The organism is Pseudomonas neuropathica (assembly GCF_015461835.1).
GTDB classification, from domain to species: Bacteria; Pseudomonadota; Gammaproteobacteria; order Pseudomonadales; family Pseudomonadaceae; genus Aquipseudomonas; species Aquipseudomonas neuropathica.
Genome location: NZ_JACOPX010000008.1, coordinates 167,459 through 189,749, shown reverse-complemented (window position 1 = coordinate 189,749; position 22,291 = coordinate 167,459). Strand labels below are relative to the sequence as shown.

Here is a 22,291-nt window from a genome sequence, read left to right as displayed (position 1 = left end):
CATCTGAGGCTGCCAAGATAGTTGGCATGGATAGCCTCATCGATTTGAACACGGCGTCGGTGCTGCATTTCGGCCCCTACGCCTTCCACCTGCGCCAACGGCTGATACTCGACGGAGATCGGCCTTTGCGCATGGGCGGTCGTGCGCTGGACATTTTGCAGGTGTTGGTCGAGCGTGCCGGGCGAGTGGTCAGGAAGGAGCAATTGATTACCCTGGTTTGGCCAACGTCGGTGGTCGAGGAGATCAACCTGCGCGTGCACATCGCCGCGCTCAGGCGCGCCTTGGGTGACGGCGAAAACGGTCAGCGCTACATCGTTAACGTGCCGCAATGCGGTTACAGTTTTATCGCCCCGGTGCGCTGCGACAGCGTCGCGCAATTGGTCTTCGAGGGGCTGCGAACGCCCGAGCATAATCTGCCGGCGCGACTGACCCCGGTCGCCGGGCGCGACTCGCTGGTCGGCGGGCTGGTGCGGCAAATGCCACTGTGTCGGTTGATGACCGTCACGGGGGCGGCCGGGGTGGGGAAATCCACTGTCGCGTTGCGGGTCGCGGAACTGCTGTTGCAGTACTACAGAGACGGCGTGTGGCAGATTGATCTGAGCTTGATCGACGACGACACACCGCTGCTCGATCAGGTACTACGCACCCTTGAAAGCGATTTGCCCGGACTGTCCACTCGCCATGCGTTGCTGCTGCTGGATAACTGTGACCACCGTCGCGCTGCTTGCCGGGCAGCGGTTGAAACGTTGCTCGAGGCTGCTCCCCGGCTGTCGGTTCTCGCCACCAGCCGCGAGGCCTTGCAGGTCGGTCTGGAAACCCTTCAGGGCGTGCCACCGCTGACCCTGCCGAAACGTTCCGCAGGCGATTGCATCACTGAAGCCATGGGCCATTCTGCGGTGCAGTTGTTTGTCAGCCGCGCTCGCGCACGACAGCATGATTTCCGCCTGCGTGAACAGGATGTCAAAGCCGTCCTGGAGATCTGTCGCCAACTCGACGGTTTGCCGCTGGCGATCGAACTGGCGGCGGCGCAGATCGATGCCTTGGCATTGGTCGGCTTACAGGCGCAAATGAGCAATGGTCTGCAAGTGCTCAGCCATGGCCGGCGCACCGCGGTACCGCGGCATCAATCGATGCAGGCAGCACTCGACTGGAGCTATCAATGCTTGAGCGAGCAGGAGCAACGCGCGATGCAGCGTTTATCGGTGTTCAAAATGGCGTTTACCCTGGAGGCGGCGCTGGCGGTGATCAGTTGCCCGCAACTCGCATCATCGCAGCTTGCCGCGATCATTGAAGGCCTGGCGTGCAAGTCATTGCTGGTGATGGAGCGGGGCGGCAGCACAGGCCGATACCGAATGCTCCGCACCACTCGCTGCTATGCGCGCAAGCAACTGGAGTGTAGCGGTGAAGGGATTGATCTCGAGCGCCGGCATACGCGTTATATCAACCGGATTCGCCGGGCTTCAGGCGTGCCCGTGCTCGCGTAAATCGTCGATCAGCAGGCGCACCTTGCGCAAATCCGGGGTCGCGTAGCCCTCGTTGAAGCGCTGATAGATCGGCGTGAGCAAATCCAGCGCCTCTTGGCAGCGCGATTGGCGCTGCCAGAGTTGCGCCAGTGACGTGGCACTGCGCAGCTCCCAGGCGAGCGCACCTTGGCTGCGGGCGATGGTCAGCGATTGTTGCAGGAGTGTTTCGGCTTCCTGAAGAACCTCTTCGCGAGCAGGCTTGCTCTCCCATGGGGTCTGAGTACACCCAAAATCCCTGTGAGAGCGAGCCTGCTCGCGAAGGGCCCCGTCCAGACAATCCGGATCGTCTTTCAATAACGCAGCAGCCCGCGCCCGCAAAACCTCCGCCGTGCTCCATCCCGCATCACCACTCAGCGCTCGTTCAAACAGTGCTTCATCCACAAAGCGGTCATCCAGCGTCACCATGATTTCCCGAATCAGCCCACTGCTGTCCTTCGGCACAGGCGTGCTGGTTTGTGTGTCGATCACCTGCGCGTAATGTCGCGCCCACGTGTTGAACAGCAGCACCGAATGCTTCTGCGATTGTTCCAGCAGCAGTTGCAACAGCGCCCGTGCGTTCTGCTGATCGCCGTTGTAATGAGCGATCAGGCAACTGGCCAGTGCCAGGGTGTAACAAATCGAGGTGCCATGGTCGATCTGCACGGCAATATCCAGGGCCAATCGCGCCGTATGCCACGCTTGCTCCGGCAATCCCTGCATCCATAGCACTCGCGCCAGCACCGTCAGCGACGCGACGCTCTGGTCGTATTGCACGCCAAAACCGTGAGTGAAGCGGTTGACGTGGCCGCTCTGTGCCATGCGCTGCAGCACCTGCTCGGCATGAATGCGCGCCTGCGGCTGATCGCCGGCATAGTGCAGGGCCAGCACGCGCAAACGGTGGGTACTCAGTGACAACAACGGGTCGCCGTGCACGCCGAGGCGATCGAAGTGCTCACTCTGCGCCAGCGCCATGCGGTAGTGCCCGCAACTGAGGTTGACCGCCATGTGTCCGGACACCGCGCGCAATTGCCCGGCGACGTCGTCGTGTTCGAGGGCCAACTGGCGAGCCTCGACGAACGCCTGGATGGTTTCCGGGGTGCCTCCCCACGTGTGATAACAGGCACTGCCGAGGGCCAGTTTCAGAGAGATTTTCAGACGGGGGCAGGATTCGCCGAGTTCATCGAGCAGGCTCAGCGCCCGCCGCACATAGCCGCCGTACTCCTTGAGCAGCGACAACTCTTGCCACAGAGGCGCCGACGCTGCTGTCAGGCGAATCCCCAGACTACCCGGGCCGACACCGTTCAGGCTCCAGTCCAGCGCCGCGCGCAGGTCTTCCAGCCCTCGGGCGTAACGCTCGATCCACAAAGCCGTCGGCGTCATTTCCCAATCGCTTTGCGCCTGTTGCATCAATGCCAGGCAGCGTTCGGCGTGGCGTTCGCGGGTTTCTTCGCATTCGGCGGCGTGCTCGAGTTTCTCCAGTGCATAGCGGCGGGTCGTGTCGAGCAGACGATAGAACACCTCTTCGTCACCGACTTCGACGCTGAGCAGGGATTTCGCCACCAGTTGGGTGATCGATACACACACCACCCCCGGATCGATCTGTTGGCCGACGATGACGGCCGCCGCCGACTCCAGGGTAAACCCTCCGCAAAACACGCTCAGACGGCGCAGGCAGGTTTGTTCGCACCGGTCGAGCAGGTTGAAACTCCAGTCCAGCGTGGCGCGCAGGGTGAGATGGCGCTCAAGACTGCTTTGATTACCCGCTGCCAGCGGTGGCAAACGGCCCTGCAACTGGCTCAGCAAACCTTCCAGGCCCAGTTCGGCGACCTGCGCTGCCGCCAGCTCCAGCGCCAATGGAATACCGTCGAGTCGGTGGCAGATCTCGATTGCTTGCGGCAACTGCGTATCGCTCAGTTCAAAGCTTTCCTGCGCGGCCGTGGCCCGTTCGATGAACAGTTGCAGCGCCGAATAATCCAGCGCTTGCTGACGATTCAATGTCGCGCTCATCAATGGGTATTCGAGCGAATCGAGACGCTGCACGAATTCGCCTTCCGCCCGCAGGCTCTCGCGGCTGGTGGCGAGGATATGCACCTTCGGCGCGCCGCGCAGAATGCTTTCGCTGAGCATCGCGACGGCATCGATCAGGTGTTCGCAGTTGTCGAGCAATAACAGCATCTGTCGCTGTTGCAGGCCATTGACCAGCGCCGCCAGCGGATCGCCTTCGGGGAGTGCCAGATCGAGCAGGGCGGCCAGGTGTGAGCAAATCAGCCGCGGATCGTTGAGCGGTGCCAGGTCCACCAGCCGAATACCGTCGCGGTAATGCCCGATCAACTGCTCGGCCACGCGCAAGGCCACCGTGGTCTTGCCGATCCCGCCGGGGCCGACCAGGGTGATGCAGCGTTGGCGCGGTAACTGCGTCATCAAGCTGTCGACGAGCGCCTGGCGACCGAGCATTCGCGTGCGCCGCAAGGGCAAATTGTGCCGACCGCCAGCATCGCCCACAGGACGCTCCTCCATGGATTGCGGTAGAACCGGGGCGACGAAACTGTAACCGCGTTGCGCCACGGTGATGATGTAACGCTGGCCGGCCTGACCGTCACCGAGGGCTTTGCGCAGTGCCGCCATGTGCACCCGCAGGTTGATGTCCTCGACCACGCTGTCCGGCCAGACCCCGGCCATCAGTTGCTGCTTGCTCACCACTTCGCCGGCATGGGCCAGCAGAATCAGGAGGATGTCCATCGCCCGTCGACCCAGGCGCAATGGCTGATCGCCTTCGAGCACCAGGCGTTGGCCGGGATGAATCCGATAGGGGCCAAAACCGAGGGCCTGATTCGGGGAAAGACTCAACAGCTCACTCCTGCGGTGCTGCGGCGGACAGAGCGGAGTAGGGCCGGGCGCGTGCGCAGGCCTTCTATTCCGGGGTGTCCCGGCATAATCCTCAGGTTTGAGCGTCAGTGCAACGGGGACCGCGATCAAAACATGGCGGGTTGTGAACGCTGGGCTTTGGGTTCACGCATGATCTGGCAGCGCCAGGCAAACGGATTAATGCCCTCGCTGCGGGTAAACATATGGCAGAAGTGCGCCTGATCGCAGAACCCGCATTCCAGGCTGATTTGCGTCAGGCTCAGGTCGGTGTGCTGGATCAGCAGCTTGGCTCGCGCGAGACGCTGGGTGCGAATCCAGTCCTGCGGCGACACCCCGGTGCTGCATTTGAAGGCGCGGGAAAAGTGACTGCGCGACAGCGAGCAGGCGCGGGCCAGTTCGGTGACCTCGAGACTTTCGCCGAGGCGTTCGAGGATCAGTTGTTTGACCTGTCGTTCGCGTTGCGGACTGAGTCCGCCGACCCCGGTCTTGCGTGGTTCGTTGGCAGGGGCAAGGGCGACGCTGTGCTGTAAGTGAGCCATGGCCAAAGTCCGTGTTGATGGGGAATGCACGGTTGGCGCATCCCCTCAGGTCAAAAAAACAACGCTGCGCAGAGGGTTTCATTGTTGGCCGAGGGCGGGAGGCTGACGAGTTAATCGTTGTTAATTCCAGCGCATTGGCCTGAACTCAGCACATCCCTGCAAGTCTGCGCCCCGCGGTTTGCGGCACGATGACTGCAAGCACCGAGGGGGCGCCGCAATCGGCAGGTCCAAGGGGAATCAAATGAAAGGCATCCTTAAAGCAGCGACGGCGCTGACGTGCGCGCTGGTGATTTCCGGTGCCATGGCGCAGGCACCACAGCAGGGCACTCAGGCGCCGGGCTATTTCCGCCTGGCCGTGGGGGATTACGAGGTCACCGCGTTGTTCGATGGCTACAACGACCTGTCGCCGAAGCTGTTGCAGGGCATGAGTCAGAGTCAGATTCGCGCACTGCTGGCACGCCGTTCGATTGAAACCCCGGGTGTCCAGACGGCGTTTAATGCCTTTCTGGTCAACACCGGCAAGCAACTGATTCTGGTCGACAGCGGCGCCGGACAATGCATCGGCGCCACCGCCGGGCAGCTCGTGGCGAATATGCAGGCGGCCGGCTACCAGCCAGAGCAGGTCGATACGATTTTGCTGACGCACCTGCACCTTGATCATGTCTGTGGTCTGGTCGATGCACAGAAACAACCGTTGTTTACCCATGCCACGGTGTATGTCGCCAAGGCTGAAGCGGATTACTGGCTCGATCCGGCCGCACTGGCCAAAGCTCCGGCCGGTGCCAGAGAGTTTTTCAAGATCGCCCAGGACTCCACTGCACCCTACGTCGCCGCCGGGCGTTTCAAGACCTTCGCCGCGGGCCAGTCGCCATTGCCGGGATTAGTCGAGGCGACACTGGAAGCCGGACATACGCCGGGCAGCACCACCTACCGTTTCACCTCGCAGACTCAGAGCATCGTCTTCATGGGGGATCTGGTGCATAACCTGGCAGTGCAGTTTGAGCATCCGGAAGTGTCCATCGGCTTTGACGTCAACAGTGCGCAAGCGATCAACGCGCGTCAGGCGGTCTTCAGCGCGGCGGTCGCCAGCAAGACGTGGGTGACGGCGGCGCACCTGCCGTTCCCGGGCATCGGTCACATTACCGCGCAGGGCAAACATTTTCAGTGGGTGCCCGTGGAATACGGTCCGTACAAGCGCGCGGCCAAGGTGCCGTTAATCGAGTAAAGTGCGCAGCGCCCACCCGCAAAAGCCGCTGACACCGAAAAGGAAAACATGCCCATGAACCGTAACGATCTGCGTCGCGTCGACATGAACCTGCTGGTGATTTTCGAAGCGCTGATGTTCGAAAAGAACCTGACCCGCGTCGCCGAAAAACTGTTCATGGGGCAACCGGCCGTCAGCGCTGCGTTGGGGCGTTTGCGCGATCTGTTCGACGATCCGTTACTGCTGCGCAACGGTCGCGGCATGGAGCCGACCGCGCGGGCGCTGGCGATTCTCAAAGAGCTGCAACCGGCGATGGACGTCATCTCTGGCGCAGTCAGCCGGGCCAAGGAGTTCGAGCCGGCGAGCAGTTGCGAAGTGTTTCGCATCGGCCTGTCGGACGACGCCGAATTTGGCCTGTTTCCACCGTTGTTGCGTCAGCTTCAGCAAGAGGCGCCGGGGATTGTCGTGGTCGTGCGCCGCGCCAATTACTTGTTGATGCCGGCACTGTTGGCCTCTGGGGAAATCTCAGTGGGCGTCAGTTACACCACTGAGTTGCCGGCCAACGCCAAGCGCAAAAAACTGCGCGACATTCCCTGCAAAGTCCTGCGCGGCGATGACCGCCCGGGGCCGCTGACCCTCGACGAATACTGTGAGCGCCCGCACGCGATGGTGTCGTTCTCGGGCGACTTGAGCGGCAATATCGACATGGACCTGGCCAAGGTCGGTCGTACCCGCCGCGTGGTGTTGGGCGTGCCGCAATTCAGCGGCCTGCGCGCCTTGCTCGCTGGCACCGAGATGATCGCTACCGTGCCGGATTACGCGGCCTGCGCCTTGGTGGAAGGCTGTGCGTTGCGTGCTGAAGATCCACCGTTCCCGATTGATGCGGCGCAATTGTCGATGGCGTGGAGCGGGGTGCATGACAACGATCCGGCGGAGAAATGGCTGCGTTCGCGGATCAGCCAGTTCATGGCGGCGCCGCTGGATATCCCCCCGGTCGAGCGCTTCGAAAGCAAGGCCTGAATTCGCCGGGCAGGGTTGTGAAAGTCCACGAATGTTCCGCCATTGTCACCTCGCCATTCGTCGGAAAAGGCTCTGCACCTGTCAGATCTGACAGGTGACGATTGTCGATTTTCCAGCCTTTAATCACTCCGTCGCCCAATCCCCCGGAAGGAGTGTTTTGTCATGCTTTTACAGCTCAAAAAACAGATCGCAACGCTGGCGCTTGCTGAGCCGGATATCACCGGTCGTACGCATCCGATACTTCCCTCGGGGGAATGGGGGATCAATCGCGCTGCGGCGCTAGGGGTTTTTCCGGACCATGGATTACAGGTCTACCTCAGCCCATGGACGACCAAGAATAAAGGCGACTTGGTGGTGCTCAGGAAAGGCTCTGTCGAGGTGGATCGGTACACCGTCCGTGATCAATCAGAATCTGATCAGCGTGCGACCCTGTTCGTTGCTCCGCGGCATCTTGCTTCGGGCTCCCATGAAATCGACTATTGGGTAAAGCGATTAGGCCTGGATCCCGCCGAGACGTACACGCCGCCATTGAAAATATTCGTCAAGCTGGAAATTCCCGGCGGACAGGATACGGAGGAGGGGCCGGGGCATTCCAATCTGTTCATGTTCATTCCGCCGGAATTTGTCTCCGGTGGAGTGGACAGCGAGAACATTCCGGTGGATCCGGATGATCCGGATAATCCGGAGGCGCCGAAAGCGGGTGTGCCTATCGTCATTCGACACGCATCCGGTAGCGGCGAACCCTATCCTGAGATTGCCGTGGGCGACCAGCCTCAGATCAGTTGGGGTGGCATTTTTATCTGGGGCGACCCGGTGACGGCGGAGCAAATCAGTGATCCGGTGAAAAATCCCATCACTGTTTACGTCAAGCGGGCAGTTATAGAAAAGGCAGGTGATACCGATGCGGTGGGCCTGGCCGTGAGCTTTCGCGTGCGCGATATCGTCCATAACTATTCGGAGGACTGGTGTAAAGAAACCCGGATCATGGTTTCGCTCAACACCAATCGGCTGGTTGCCCCTATTGTCAAGGATGCGCTCAACAATGTGCTCGACCTTGACCTGTTGGGTAATAAAAATATCTTCGTTCAGGTCTGGGCAACCCCAAGCCAATTCAAACATAAGGACTGGATTGAAGTAAAAGTCAGCGGTACCACCGCCGATGGCGAAACCGTCACATTCACTGCGCCGAAGCAGGAGGTCGACAATCTTCCCCACACCTATGAGTTCGAGTTCGAGAATGCCGATCTGCGCAGGCTTGTCACAACCCAGGTGATTTTTTCTTATGAGGTCGAGCGCGAAGGAATTCCCGATCCGCTGCAATCCAAAGGCCAGTTCGTGCAAGTCAACGGTGAGGCCACGCGCCTGGATGCCCCTGTTGCTGAAGATGAAAACCAGGGCGCCATTGATCCTGACCTGGCACGTACCCGGATTCTGATTCGCTCTGATTCGGTGTTCAACTATGGCGATGCGTTTGAACTGGTGTGGTTCGGTAAACGTCCGGATGGCAGTGTCTATATCCCGGAATTCGAAAGGTATACACCGAGCCGGGATGAAATCGCCGACCCGGTCGGTTTTTTCCTCACTGTCGAAGGCTTGCACTTGAAGACCATTGAGGGCGGAACACTGGTGCTGTCGTTCGTCCATCTGAGTGTGGATGGGAACGACGACATTGTCAGGCGCGTGTCGCGCCCTGCAGCACCGCTGAACGTGGGCGAGCCAGAATTCGAGTTGGTCAAACCGATCGTGCTGGGCGAAAACAATGGCTCTCTGGAGCCTGATGATTTACCCAACGGCGTTGGTCGGCTCACCGCTCCCAAATCCATCGTCACGCCGACGAAACGCGGCGATAAGGTGACTTACAAATGGGAAGGGGAACAATCAGGCAAGACCAGCGACTTCATCGACATTACTGCGCTCAACGAGAACAGCGACGTGCCATTCCGACTCAGCGAGAAGTTTGTTGCCGAGCATATCGAGCCAAATCGCGGTGCCAGGATCACGGCCAGTTACGAAATCTGGCGCAAAGAAACCGACACGATCAGTTATTCCAACCCTCTCGTGTTCTCCGTCGGTGAGTCCACGCAATTGCTGGATCCGGCCCGCGTAGTGCAGGCGCCCGATGACATTCTCGATCCGGCCAATGCTCCGGACGGAGCGACCGTCGAGATACCGGCCAATGACCCCGAAAATGCCGGTGATCACTTTTATATGACCTGGGAATCGTCAGATGGAGTGGTCAAGCACACCGATGACAAAGCGGTCAGTGGCAATAACAAGGGCAAACCGATCGAGTTCACTGTTGACCTGTCCGTTGTGCAGGCCAGCCTGAACAAAAAAGTGACTGTCGATTATCGGGTCGAGTTGTTTGAAGGTGGCGAGGCGCAAGGCAGACCTTATGAGTTTGACGTGCAAGCGCAAGAGTTCCGGCTGCCGGTTGCCACCTTCAGGGAAGCCACGGGGGCGCAGAAGGATCAGTTGAACCCGGACGATGTCTACCCCAACGGCGCAACGGTGGTGATCCCGGCGACGGCTCAACTGAAGACCGACGATGAAATCACCGTGACCGTGGTCGGCAAAACTACCACCCCTTACACCCACACGGTTCTGGCAGCAGAGGCCGACAAAGAACTCAGCGTGATCAAGGCGGCCCACGCGGTGATCAGCGCTAACCTCGATGACAGCATCGCGTTGAGTTATGAGGTAAAGCGCAAGGCGGGAGGGACCGATGGCCCGTCGGTGCCGACGGTTTACGATGTTCGCCGGGTCATTGGCAGCGGTACCCTGAAGATTATGGGAGCCCGTTATAACCGCAGTACTTATCGCGCATCCAGTGCCACTCGTGTACTGAGCGCATTCAACGCCACCACGGGGCAGCCGCTGCAAGCGCAGTGGAAGTACGCTTCGGACACAGAGTGGATGACCGCAGCCACCTGGCGCGACACCTCACCGCAGCTGCCGCTGCAAGTGCGCACTGCCGATGATCTGGTCACGCTCAACTCGGCGAATATCATTGGCAACGGGATCGATACCACGGTCACAGGTTTCGCGGCTTTCGTCGCTCACCGGGATGTCGGGGATGTCGCTGGTTGGGGCAACGCTGCGTACGGCGCCAATATTCCTCCGACCATCATCACCATGGATGACATCGTTGAGGTGAGCTGCACGCGCAGTGCTTATGCAGCTCGCCGCGCCAATAGCGCAGTTGTCGCCTGGGGAACCGCCGCCGAGGGCGGAAGCATGAGCGGTATAGATCCGCTGGGTTTTGTCGAAGTCATCGGTAATGCGACCGCGTTCACCGGGTTGAAGACTACCGGGCAGGTGTTTGCCTGGGGCACAGCAGCCGATGGAGGTAGTGTTCCAGCAGAAATCAGCGCACTGACGGATATTGTTCGAGTGGTGGCGGCGGGTCAGGCTTTTTCAGCAAAACGAGCCGCCGGTAATGTTGTGGCCTGGGGTCTGGCGGCAAACGGTGGGAGAGTTCCGGGTGAGATTGCAGGCTTGACCGATATCGACAATCTGATCGGCAGCTTTGGTGCCTTTGCCGCGCATCGTGGCAATGGACGGATTGTCGGCTGGGGCCACGCCACCTATGGCGGCGTTGTGCCGGCTGAAATTGCGTCCCTGACCGACATCATCGAATTGAGCTGCGCCAATGCGCAGGCCTTCACCGCAAGGCGCGCGACCGGGCAGGTGGTGGCGTGGGGGACGGCCGCGTACGGCGGGACGATTGACGCGCTGATTGGCGGGCTCACGGACATTGTCGAGGTCAGTTCCACCTGGCGCGCATTCGCAGCACGCCGAGGCAACGGTCATGTAGTGGCGTGGGGCACTCCCGCGGAGGGTGGTCTGGTGCCTGCCGAAATCGCAGCGCTTGATGACATTGTTCAAGTGTGTGGTTCCTCCATGGCTTTTGCCGCGTTGCGCAAGAACGGCACAGTGGTCGCCTGGGGGAATGCGACCGTAGGTGGCGACACCTCGACGGTCGTCACTGAGCTGACTCAGGTGCAAGCGCTATACGACAACACTCATGGATTTACTGCGCTAACCGTTGACGGCCGCGTCGTGACCTGGGGACATGCCGATGGCGGCGGGGACAGCAGCGCCGTACAGGAGCGGCTGAGGGGCAAGGTGTCTTATCACGCCACTCCGACCTCCAGAGGCCGGGCACTTCTGGCCAGTCGCTGGGCCGAGCTGAATACCGAGCGTTGAACGCCTGCCATTGAGCCTTCCTTCAACCCCGAAATACGGTGCTCGACAGAGCACCGTGTGAGGTGTCGCCATGCGCAAAGAAACCAACGCCCCGCTTAAACCGTCAGTAGACGAAGCGCCCGGCGATGTACTTGATCCTGCAGACATTCCGGCCAAAGGCGTGACTGTGAGAATCAAACCCTATACCGGCATGGCCTACCGTGATCGTGTGTATCTGTTTGTTGGTGAGGAATACACCGATGACATCCCGATTGCTTCGACCGCTGTTGGAAACGACGTCACATTTACCGTGCCCGGCAGTGCACTGATCGCCGACGCGAACGACATCGTCTTGATTGAATACAAAGTGCAGTTTTATGGCGGCGATCTGGTGGATTCGCAGCCACTGCATCTCGTATTGCAGTCGGGCTTTGACGCAAAAGCGACCCTCGATCTGAGCGCACACAACCACGTGGTGTCAGTAGACAAACCGCCGGTCAAGTTACCCGCCGCCGCCCGAATGACGCGACTGGCGCAGTGGGGGAGTGGCCCCTATCAATACACCAGCAGCGACCCGGCCATTGCCAGTGTCGATGAGCAGACGGGCGAAGTCAGCGCCCGACGCAATGGCGACTGTACGATCAGCGCCACCGACAGCCAGAGCCAGACCCGAACCTACCCGTTGACTGTGAAGGGCATTGTTGAAGTGCACTTCCTTACCCACAGTGCGGATTTTCAAGGGATGCTCACACTGTGCGAAACAGCAAAATTGCAGCCGGTCACGCTGACCCAGATCAAACGCATGTGGACGCTGTACTTCCCCGACGCCGGCCCGGTGACCGATTACCTTGAGTGGCTGAATTATCCCGTATGGACCGGCGAAGATCTGGGTGGCGGTACCGCGTGGACTTATGACCTTAACGGCGATTCTTTCAATGACAATGCCAGTGCGCACAACAAGGACACGTATTGGCAGGTCCTCGGGGTTAGTGCGACTCAAGCGAAGCGTCAAAAGGGCAGGGGGTAGAAGCCATGCAAGGCGCACGGAGGCAGATAACCCGATACCTGCTGGCATTGCTGTTGCTCAGCGGTCCGATCCTCGCCGCCACCGGCCCGGAAACCGCGCAGTTGCTCAACAGACGCTATCAGAACACCACGGCAGAATGCCCAGGCGCCAACCCGGCGTATTTTTGCAGCGGGGTGCTGGTGCGCGGTAGTGATCCGGCTCTTGAGTTCTGGAAACACGGTGAGGTCGCCACGCAACTGGGGGCCGAGGCTTTGGTTTATCTGCGCAGTGACTTGGGGACTCGCACCTTGTCATCAGCCAACGGCGTTGTCTTCAGTGATTCATTCACTGCCATAGGTCTGGGTAAATCGCTGAACGTGTTATGTGCCTATCCATTCGAACTGGCACTGGATGACGATAGACCGGACTTTGGTTGCGGCGCAGTGACGTCAGGACGTGACAGCAGTTCTTGCGCTGCCCAAGGCGTGACCGATGCCGAGAGCTGGTTGACGCATTTTCATCAGCAGGATTTACAAACAGCAAAGCAGTGTTCATTGAGCAGCCTTGACCCGGCACAGTTCAGGGCCAGCCTGCTGGCACATCAGGGCATTGATAACGAATGGTCGGCTCGGTCGATGCAGGTGCAGTTGCGCAACTGGGATGTCAGTGCACCGAAACAACTGCCGCTACAAGGCCTGTACTACGACATGACGCAACCCGCCGCGTTACTCGGCGCGCAGAAAGATCAGCGTGATTACTTCATCGCGACCGGCGACTGGCTGCCCATCATGCGTACGGACCTGATGTACGGTCCCGATGCCGTGTTCGGTTTCGATCTCAAGGAGCAGGTTTACAGTGGCTATGAAGTGGCGGCGCGACTCAATGCTCGTTACGCCGATACGTCGATGGCATGCCGGGGCAATACCGCCGCTTACAACTGCAACGGTGTGCTGATCCGCACCACCGACGCCTCACCGAACTTTCATGCCTGGAACCCAAGCCCCGGTTCGATCGAGCGCAATGGTGTGTCTTTTTCCTATCTGCGGGCGGATGTGCATTTGCCCCGTCTTGCATGGGCAAAAAATGAAGGCCTGATCATGAAAGAACTGGCCTTTCCGACGGCATATCCGCTGACGTTACGTTGCTCTTTCCCCTTCGATGGTGCCACTTTTTATCGAAGCGACAGCTGCAACGGTCATTCTGAATCTCCCGAAAAAAGCAAACCGTGCGATGAGCAAGGAATCAGTGGTGTGGATGCGGTTATCACTCATTTTTACGCACAGCCCAGTCGATATCACGGCTGCAGTCTCAGGGGTACCCAGGCCGAGTTCGCGGTGAGTGTTGAGGCCCGATCCAGGTTGACTGCGGCGGATCAGGGAATACACAACGAAGTCATTATCGCCAACTGGCCTCAGGACATACCTGCGCAACTGCCGCTGGAAGCGTTCTTTTATGTCGCGGCCTCGGGACGCCCGAAGGCTCGGTTTTTTCAGTGGGATTACTTCCAGCAGACAGGACGCTTTCTGCCCATCGTTCAAGTGAGCTGGAACACGACGAGCAGCAGCTATAGGTTCGATTACGATCCTGCCGATCAATGGTTGAGTCCGGAACAGCCGGCATTGACCCGTGGTAACGCTCAGTGAACACGGCGGCCAATGCACTCGACGAACTCAGACCCGTCCATGGCGGCACCGCGGATATCCCAGCGGTTTAAATCCCTGACAAAATTCCAGCAAGCACGCAAAACCCCTGTGGGAGCGGTGTTTCAAAAATCCTGGCACGCCGTGGAACTGAGCACACCCATCCAATTTCCTCCCACCCAACCCCGGCATGATTCACCCAATAATTATTCACGGGTGAGTCCATGCACGTTTCTCAACGGGATGAACAGGCACGCGACATCGGTTTGCTGTTCCTGCGGGTCAGCGGCGGGTTGTTTTTGCTGTGGGTGCACGGCTTGCCCAAGCTGCTGGATTTCACCGCGCAACTGCAACTGATCGAAGACCCGTTCCACCTCGGCGCCCACCTCACCCTGATTCTGGCGATCTTCGCCGAAGTCCTCTGTCCGCTACTGATCGTCGCCGGGGTGCTGGCGCGATTGGCGTGCTTGCCTATTCTCTTTGTGCTGCTGGTAGCACTGCTGGTCGTGCATCCGCAATGGAGTGTGGCCGAAGGGCAGTTCGGCTGGTTGCTGTTGATCCTGTTTACCACTGTGTTGATCGCCGGGCCGGGACGGCTGGTGATTCCTGTTCGTTTGCCCGGAGTGCTGCGTTATGCCTGAAGTCCTCGATCCACAAACGCCGGGGGCCGATGAGACGGTCACGCTGATCATCAAGCACCGGGTCAAGGCCGGTTTCGAGTCAGCGTATGAGGCCTGGCTGCGCAATATCGTCCGCGTCGCGAGCCAGCGTGAAGGCCATTTGGGCGTGGACGTGGTGCGCGGCAAGCGCGGGCGTCTCGATTTTTACACTTGCGTGCTGCGTTTCAGCTCCACTGAAGCGATGCAGGGGTGGCTGGAGTCGCCGCAGCGTCAGGCACTGGTCGCCGAAGCGGCGCCGATGCTGGCTGACGGCGATCAGACTGAAGTCGCGCCGATCAAGGAGTTCTGGTTTACACCACTGGCCGATGCCGCTTCGCCGCCGCCGCGCTGGAAGCAAGCGGTCGTCACGCTACTGGTGATTCTGCCGCACACCTTGCTGGTGCCGCTGATCTGGGGGCCGCTGTTGGCGCTGCATCCGCTGCTTTCCAACTACGTGGTCGCCACGTTCCTGATAACCCTGACCATCGTCCTGTCGGTGGTCTACGTGGTAATGCCGCCGGTCACCCGTTTGTTTGCGCCGTGGCTCGAAGCCAGCCAGGCCCATGAACACCTCGATTCCCAAGAGACCTCGCCACGCTGAGCGCGCGGGGTTTGCTTCTTTTCACTTTGCTTGAGGAACTGCGATGAGCGCCGATCTGATTTTATTCAATGGCCAGTTTCATACCGTAGACCGCACCAAACCGCTGGCCAGTGCCGTGGCCATCACCGACGGCCGCTTCGTCGTCGTTGGCAACGACAACCAGGCCATGGCCCTGCGCGGGCCGAACACGCAAGTGGTCGATATGCATGGCCGCTGCGTTATTCCGGGTCTCAACGACTCGCACTTGCACTTGATCCGTGGCGGTTTGAACTACAACCTCGAACTGCGCTGGGAAGGCGTGCCATCGCTGGCCGACGCGCTGCGCATGCTCAAGGATCAGGCTGACCGCACGCCAACCCCACAATGGGTGCGCGTGGTTGGTGGCTGGAACGAATTCCAGTTCGCCGAAAAGCGCATGCCGACCCTTGAAGAAATCAACCAGGCTGCGCCGGACACACCAGTGTTCATCCTGCACCTGTATGACCGCGCGCTGCTCAATCGCGCCGCCCTGCGCGTGGCCGGCTACACCCGCGACACGCCGAACCCGCCGGGTGGCGAGATCGTTCGCGATGCCAACGGCAATCCGACCGGCATGCTGGTCGCGCGGCCTAACGCGATGATCCTCTACTCGACGCTGGCCAAGGGGCCGAAGTTGCCGCTGGAATATCAGGTCAACTCGACCCGCCAGTTCATGTGCGAACTCAATCGCCTCGGCCTGACCAGTGCGATCGATGCGGGCGGCGGTTTCCAGAACTACCCGGACGATTATCAGGTGATCGAGCAACTGGCCAAAGACGACCAGTTGACCGTGCGCATCGCCTACAACCTGTTCACCCAGAAGCCGAAAGAAGAGCTGAGCGATTTCCAGAACTGGACCGGCAGCGTCAAGTTGCATCAGGGCGACGACTTCCTGCGCCACAACGGCGCCGGGGAAATGCTGGTGTTCTCGGCAGCCGATTTCGAAGACTTCCTCGAACCGCGCCCGGACCTGCCGCAAACCATGGAGGAAGAGCTGGAGCCGGTGGTGCGCCATTTGGTCGAACAGCGCTGGCCGTTCCGTTTGCACGCGACCTACAACGAATCGATCAGCCGCATGCTCGACGTGTTCGAGAAGGTCAATCGCGACATTCCGTTCAACGGTCTGCCGTGGTTTTTCGACCACGCTGAAACCATCACCCCGCAAAACATCGAACGGGTGAAAGCACTGGGCGGCGGCATTGCGATTCAGGATCGCATGGCGTTCCAGGGCGAATACTTTGTCGACCGTTACGGCAAACAAGCCGCCGAAGCGACGCCACCGATCAAGCGCATGCTCGCCGAAGGCGTACCGGTCGGCGCCGGCACCGACGCCACGCGGGTGTCCAGCTACAACCCGTGGACTTCGCTGTACTGGATGGTCAGCGGTCGCACCGTCGGCGGTCTGGCCTTGTACGAAGAAGGTCTGCCGCGCACCACCGCGCTGGAACTGTTCACCCATGGCAGTGCCTGGTTCTCCTCGGAGCAGGGCAAGAAGGGCCAGATCAAGGTCGGCCAATTGGCGGATCTGGCGGCGCTGAGCGCGGACTTCTTCCATGTCGAGGAAGAAGCAATCAAGTGGATCGAATCGGTCCTGACCGTGGTCGGCGGCAAGATTGTTTATGCCGCTGGCGACTTCGAAGACCTCGGCCCGCGCTCGATTCCAGTGCTGCCGGACTGGTCGCCGGTGGTCAAAGTCCCAGGCCACTGGCGGCCAAATTCGCCATTACAGGCGCAGGTTCACCAGTGCAGCGGGCCGTGTGCAGTGCACACCCACAGCCATGAAAAGGCGCGGATGTCGAACGCACCGGTCAGCGATTTCGCCGGTTTCTGGGGCGCGTTTGGCTGTTCCTGCTTCGCCTTCTGATTTCCCCTAAAGCGTCGGCCATCCGGTCGGCGCTTCACGCTTCATCCATCCGTCCATCAGGAGTTTTCCCATGAGCGTTCCTTACACACGTCTGAACAAAGATGATGCGGTTGTATTGCTGGTCGATCACCAGACCGGTCTGATCTCGCTGGTCCAGGATTTCACTCCGAACGAATTCAAAAACAACGTGCTGGCGCTGGGCGACATCGCCAAGTTCTTCAAGCTGCCGACCATCCTCACCACCAGCTTCGACGCAGGCCCGAACGGCCCGATCGTGCCTGAGCTGCGCGAGCAGTTCCCGGATGCGCCATTCATTCAGCGCCCGGGCCAGATCAATGCCTGGGACAACGAAGACTTCGTCAAAGCGATCAAAGCCACGGGTCGCAAGCAACTGATCATCGCCGGTGTGGTGACTGACGTTTGCGTAGCGTTCCCGACCTTGTCAGCGATTGCTGAAGGCTATGAAGTGTTTGTCGTGACTGACTCGTCCGGCACCTTCAACACCACCGTGCAGCAGGCAGCGTGGGCGCGGATGTCGGCGGCGGGTGCCCACCTGCTGAACTGGTTCTCGGTGGCGTGCGAGCTGCAGGGTGACTGGCGCAACGACATGGAAGGTTTGGCGCATTTGCTGTCGGAGCGTCTGCCGAACTACCGCAACCTGATCAACAGCTATACCAAGTTCACTGCCAAGTAATCGGCTGATCTCGAAGAGCCCCTCACCCTAACCCTCTCCCGGAGGGAGAGGGGACTGACCGAGGGGTTCTTTCGAGGTACACCGACCTGCGATACCGAATCGAACTCAGGTCTTGAAGTGCCCGGAGATCGACTCCCTTTCCCTTCGCGGTCTCGGGGAGAGGGGACTGACCGAGGGGGTTTTTCGGGGTACACCGACCTGGGGAATCGAGTCGAACTCCGCACTTGAAGCAAACGGAGATCGGCTCCCTTTCCCCCTCGCCCCCTTTGGGGGAGAGGGCTGGGGTGAGGGGGTAGGCTTTTGATCTTGAAATCCCCGCATCAGCGCTTCTGCAACCATCCCAAAAACCCACCTTTCCTCACCGCCACCGGTTTAGCCATCAACGCGAGGCGACTGTTCTGCTGACGCACCGCCTGCAACTTGTTCAACGCCCGACCCACCTCCGTGCGCTGCTCCATGCACTGACGAGTGAGGTTCTTGTCGAGTCGATAAATGATGCTCGACGTCAACGCCGTGAACGTCGCCTGCGACGGCGTATCGGCGAGAATACTTTGCTCACCCATGACCTCACTCGGCCCCATCCGCCCGGCCTCGACCTGGCTGTCGCCGTCCGGCACCGTCGCACTGACCACCCCGGTGGCAATCACGAACAGACTCTCTGGAACCTCGTCCAGATCCAGCACCACCTGGCCCGCCGAGTACTGCTGGGCAACCATCGATTCCGCCAGGCGATCGCGCTCATCACTGCTCAGCGAGCGGAAGATTTTCACTTCATCGAGCAACGCGCGAGCACGAGTCGAGGGTTCGATCACGCCATCCGGATGCCGCGAAATCCCCGCCGCTTCCAGATGCCGGTGGGCGAGGTCGAACAGTTGATTGCGTACTTCGCTTTTCTTGCCGAGTTCGGCGATGAACCCGCTGGCGACGTATTCCGACATGGTTTCGCCGGCCTCTTTCAGCACGGCTTTCGGCGCTGGCGTCAGCAACAGCGAACTGCTGCCCTGCAAGGTGCGATCAAGCGCATCGAGTACCCGGCGCGGGCGGATGTGATTCGGCACCTGAATGCTGATCGACACGCCATGCATGTTGTTCGGGCGACTGAGGTTGACGATCTTCGCCTTGGCCGCCACCGAGTTCGGCACCACGGCCATGGTTCCGGCGCTGGTCAGCAGGTGCGTGGCGCGCCAGTCGATGTCGAAGACCTTGCCCTCGACGCCGTCGATCACCACGAAATCATCCACCTGATACGGCTTGGTGGTGTTGAGCACGATCCCGGAAAACACATCGGCCAAGGTGCTTTGCAGCGCCAGACCGACAACGATGGCGACCACGCCGGAGGTTGCCAGCAAACCTTTTACCGGCAGCTCCAGCACATAACCGGCCGCGGCAACGGTGGCGACCAGAAAGACCAATGCGCCAATCACGTCTTGCAGCAAACGGCCGCTGTGGCCGATGCGGCGCATCAGCGCCAGGCCGATGACTTCGGTCAGTACCCGCGCGGCGTACAGCCACCAGAGAATCCCCAATGCCGTCGCACCCAGTTGCGCCACGCGATCATCGGTGAATTGTGGTGCTTGCAACGGACTGACGCCGGCGTTGATCACCAGCGCCGTGAACGCCAGAAACAGCACCAGCCGTACACCGACTCTCGGGGCGCGATGGCTGAAGGGCGAGAAGTGCCAGAGCACCGCGTCGAGCATCAGCAGGGCGGCGCTCCAGGACAGCAGGTGAGTGTAGAAAAGGTTCATGACCGAAGCTCCGCAATGTCTGCCGATACAAAGATCGCAGCCTGTGGCAGCTCCTACAGAAGAACGTATTCCAAAGTAGGAGCTGCCGCAGGCTGCGATCTTTTGCTGTTATGGATTCAGATGGGTTTTCAGCTCAGCCGCCGCCTGACGCACTGCCGCTTTCACTTCCGGAATCTGACTCAGCGGATTAAGCAAACCGAAGTCATGAATCATCCCGTTGTAACGCACCGAGGTCACCGCTACACCCGCCGCATCCAGGTGTCGCGCATAGCCTTCGCCTTCGTCACGCAACACATCGAACTCGGCAGTCTGCACCAGTGCCGCAGGCAAGCCCTTGAGTTGTTCGGCGCTGGCATTCAGCGGCGAGGCGTGAATCTGCGCACGCTCGGCGGGGTTGGTGGTGTAGTTGTCCCAGAACCACTGCATCATGCCTTTGGTGAGGAAGTGGCCCTCGGCAAATTGCTGGTACGAGCCGTCGTCGAACTGCGCGTTGGTCACCGGCCACATCAACAGCTGGAAGCGCAGCGCCGGGGCTTTCTGTTCCTTGGCCATCAGTGCCACGACCGCCGCCATGTTGCCGCCGACGCTGTTGCCGGCCACCGCCAGGCGCTTGCCGTCGACACCGATGTCCTTGCCGTGCTCGGCCACCCATTTGGTTGCGGCGTAAGCCTGGTTTATCGCGGTCGGGTACTGCGCTTCCGGCGACGGTGTGTAGTCGACGTACACCGCAACCGCGCCAGAACCCACCACCAAGTCACGAATCAATCGTTGGTGGGTCGGGAAATCGCCGAGCACCCAGCCGCCACCGTGGAAGAACATGAACACCGGCAACTCGCCTTTGACTTTGGCCGGGCGCACAACTTTCAGGTTGAGGGTCTGGCCATCGACCTTGATCGCCTTGTCGCTGACTTCAACACCGGACAAGTCCACCTTCACCGAAGCCTGCGCGCCGGTCAGCACCGCACGGGCGTCTTTCGGGCTCAGTTGCTCAAGCGGTTTGCCACCACCGGCGGCGAGGGCATTGAGGAAGGCTTGGGTATTGTGTTCGACACCGCTGTTTTCGGCGGCGAAAGCGTTGCCGATGGACAGGGCGAGGAGGGAAGCGGTAAGGGTTTTCTTGACGATGTTCATGGTGGAAATCCTTTTGAATGTTTTTGATTTTTTATGCCTGGGTTGCGGGCTGCTGTGGCGCTGGGCTTCAGGCCTCAGCAACACCGTGAGCACAGATTAATGGGCTGCTCAAAAGTGAAAAAGCGGCTATAAAGCGTTTAACTGTCTACCAGAGAGTGACAATGAACCCGTTCGAAGACATGCGTATTTTTTGCCAGGTCATGGACTCCGGCAGCTTCACCTCGGCGGCCGATCAGTTAGGCCTGTCCAAGCAGTTCGTCAGCCGACGCTTGATGCAGTTGGAAGAGCGTCTCGGCGTGCGGTTGTTGAACCGCTCGACTCGGCGCCTGGACGTCACGCCGCTGGGGCAGAGTTATTACGAATCGGCGTTGCGCCTGTTGGGTGAAGTCGAGCAAGTGGAGCAGGGCATCGCCGGGCAGACTGCCGAGCCACGAGGGACGATTCGTCTGAGTGCGCCGCTGTCGTTTGCCGTGGCGCATCTGGGCTGTCTGCTGCCGCTGTTCTTGCAGCGCTATCGTGAGGTTACGGTAGAGGTCGATCTGAGTGATCGGCCGGTGGATTTGCTCGGTGAGGGCTACGATCTGGCGCTGCGCATTGGCGTGCTCGAAGACTCGACGCTGATTGCCCGGCGCATCGCGTCGATCGAGCGGGTGTACTGCGCCAGTCCGGCGTACCTCGCCGAGCGCGGCACGCCGCTCAAGCCTGAAGACCTGCACAGCCATGACTGCCTGCCTTATGGCCATGGGCGTTCGGTGCAATGGCGCTTCAATGCCGGGCAGGGCAAGCCGTTATTGGTCAATGTCACCGGGCGCATGCGCGTTAACAACGGCGAGTTGCTCAGGGATGCGGCGGTGCAGGGGATGGGCATTACCTATTTGCCGACGTTCATTGTCGGCGCGGCGCTGAAGGATGGCCGGTTGGTGCCGGTGCTGGATGACTTGCGCCCCGAGCCGCTGACGTTATCGGCGGTGTACCCGCAGCATCGTCAGGCCTCAAGGCCGGTGCAGGCGCTGATTGAATTTTTGCGTGAACGCTTGAACGAGAGCCACGTCGCCCTCTGATTTACACGCAGATCAAACTGTAGGAGTGAGCCTGCTCGCGATAGCGTTTCGTCTGTCACAGTTTCAGTGTCTGAATGACCGCTATCGCGAGCAGGCTCACTCCTACAGTTGATGGTGGTCGTCTGCGTAATCTGCGCACGCCACAAAACCTTGTGGGAGCGAGCTTGCTCGCGAAAGCAGTGTGTCAGTCATAACATCATTGGCTGACATACAGCATTCGCGAGCAAGCTCGCTCCCACATTTGATAAGGGTCGTCTGCGTAATCTGCGTATGCCACAAAACCTTGTGGGAGCGAGCTTGCTCGCGAAAGCAGTGTGTCAGTCAAAACATCATTGGCTGACATACAGCATTCGCGAGCAAGCTCGCTCCCACATTTGATAAGGGTCGTCTGCGTAATCTGCGTATGCCACAAAACCCTGTAGGAGTGAACTTGCTCGCGATAGCGTTTCGTCTGTCACAGTTTCAGTGTCTGAATGACCGCTATCGCGAGCAGGCTCACTCCTACAATTGATGGTGGTTGTCTGCGAAATCTGCGCACGCCACAAAACCCT

The 22,291-nt window shown here is 59.9% G+C and carries 15 protein-coding genes; 11 read left to right on the top strand and 4 right to left on the bottom strand.

Annotated features, from left to right (window positions below; all coding sequences use genetic code 11):
• Window positions 1-26 precede the first annotated feature (26 nt).
• Window positions 27-1,484: an ATP-binding protein gene (locus tag H8F23_RS13575; protein WP_194934711.1), complete on the top strand. Its 1,458-nt coding sequence runs from the start codon at window positions 27-29 to the stop codon at window positions 1,482-1,484.
• On the opposite strand, the gene H8F23_RS13570 is transcribed toward H8F23_RS13575, so the two are convergent.
• Both H8F23_RS13570 and H8F23_RS13565 read right to left on the bottom strand, forming a co-directional pair.
• Window positions 1,461-4,349, bottom strand: coding sequence for an ATP-binding protein (locus H8F23_RS13570; RefSeq protein WP_194934710.1), 2,889 nt, complete (start codon window positions 4,347-4,349; stop codon window positions 1,461-1,463). The genes H8F23_RS13575 and H8F23_RS13570 overlap by 24 nt on opposite strands.
• Before the next feature lie 125 nt (window positions 4,350-4,474).
• Window positions 4,475-4,906, bottom strand: a complete 432-nt coding sequence (locus tag H8F23_RS13565) for a helix-turn-helix domain-containing protein (RefSeq protein ID WP_093439325.1) — start codon at window positions 4,904-4,906, stop codon at window positions 4,475-4,477.
• Window positions 4,907-5,147: 241 nt separating this feature from the next.
• On the opposite strand from H8F23_RS13565, the gene H8F23_RS13560 reads away from it, so the two are divergent.
• The 9 genes from H8F23_RS13560 (at window position 5,148) to ycaC (ending at window position 17,800) form a co-directional block, all read left to right on the top strand.
• The gene (locus H8F23_RS13560) at window positions 5,148-6,131 is read left to right on the top strand and encodes an MBL fold metallo-hydrolase (protein ID WP_194934709.1); all 984 of its coding nucleotides are present in this window, start codon (window positions 5,148-5,150) and stop codon (window positions 6,129-6,131) included.
• Between the two features lie 54 nt (window positions 6,132-6,185).
• On the top strand, window positions 6,186-7,130 hold the full coding sequence (locus tag H8F23_RS13555) for a LysR family transcriptional regulator (protein WP_194934708.1): 945 nt from the start codon (window positions 6,186-6,188) through the stop codon (window positions 7,128-7,130).
• Between the two features lie 162 nt (window positions 7,131-7,292).
• Complete coding sequence (locus H8F23_RS13550; RefSeq protein ID WP_194934707.1) at window positions 7,293-11,339, top strand: RCC1 domain-containing protein; 4,047 nt, start codon at window positions 7,293-7,295, stop codon at window positions 11,337-11,339.
• A 70-nt stretch (window positions 11,340-11,409) separates the two neighbouring features.
• Window positions 11,410-12,345 carry an Ig-like domain-containing protein gene (locus tag H8F23_RS13545; protein WP_194934706.1) on the top strand — a complete coding sequence of 312 codons (936 nt, stop codon included), beginning with the start codon at window positions 11,410-11,412 and terminating at the stop codon, window positions 12,343-12,345.
• Between the two features lie 101 nt (window positions 12,346-12,446).
• Entirely contained in the window at window positions 12,447-13,967 is a 1,521-nt protein-coding gene (locus tag H8F23_RS13540) for a hypothetical protein (protein WP_228759224.1), read from the top strand.
• 221 nt (window positions 13,968-14,188) lie between these two features.
• Window positions 14,189-14,605, top strand: a complete 417-nt coding sequence (locus H8F23_RS13535) for a DoxX family protein (protein ID WP_194934704.1) — start codon at window positions 14,189-14,191, stop codon at window positions 14,603-14,605.
• Window positions 14,598-15,224, top strand: a complete 627-nt coding sequence (locus tag H8F23_RS13530) for an antibiotic biosynthesis monooxygenase (protein ID WP_194934703.1) — start codon at window positions 14,598-14,600, stop codon at window positions 15,222-15,224. Before H8F23_RS13535 ends, H8F23_RS13530 begins: the two co-directional genes overlap by 8 nt.
• 43 nt (window positions 15,225-15,267) lie before the next feature.
• Window positions 15,268-17,106, top strand: coding sequence for an amidohydrolase (locus tag H8F23_RS13525; protein WP_194934702.1), 1,839 nt, complete (start codon window positions 15,268-15,270; stop codon window positions 17,104-17,106).
• A 70-nt stretch (window positions 17,107-17,176) separates the two neighbouring features.
• Complete coding sequence (ycaC, locus tag H8F23_RS13520) at window positions 17,177-17,800, top strand: isochorismate family cysteine hydrolase YcaC (RefSeq protein ID WP_007913541.1); 624 nt, start codon at window positions 17,177-17,179, stop codon at window positions 17,798-17,800.
• 320 nt (window positions 17,801-18,120) lie between these two features.
• On the opposite strand, the gene H8F23_RS13515 is transcribed toward ycaC, so the two are convergent.
• Together H8F23_RS13515 and H8F23_RS13510 are read right to left on the bottom strand one after the other, a co-directional pair.
• Window positions 18,121-19,548 carry a mechanosensitive ion channel family protein gene (locus H8F23_RS13515; RefSeq protein ID WP_194934701.1) on the bottom strand — a complete coding sequence of 476 codons (1,428 nt, stop codon included), beginning with the start codon at window positions 19,546-19,548 and terminating at the stop codon, window positions 18,121-18,123.
• Between the two features lie 108 nt (window positions 19,549-19,656).
• Window positions 19,657-20,679: an alpha/beta hydrolase gene (locus H8F23_RS13510; RefSeq protein ID WP_194934700.1), complete on the bottom strand. Its 1,023-nt coding sequence runs from the start codon at window positions 20,677-20,679 to the stop codon at window positions 19,657-19,659.
• A gap of 161 nt (window positions 20,680-20,840) precedes the next feature.
• On the opposite strand from H8F23_RS13510, the gene H8F23_RS13505 reads away from it, so the two are divergent.
• Complete coding sequence (locus H8F23_RS13505; protein WP_194934699.1) at window positions 20,841-21,740, top strand: LysR family transcriptional regulator; 900 nt, start codon at window positions 20,841-20,843, stop codon at window positions 21,738-21,740.
• Window positions 21,741-22,291: the final 551 nt, after the last annotated feature.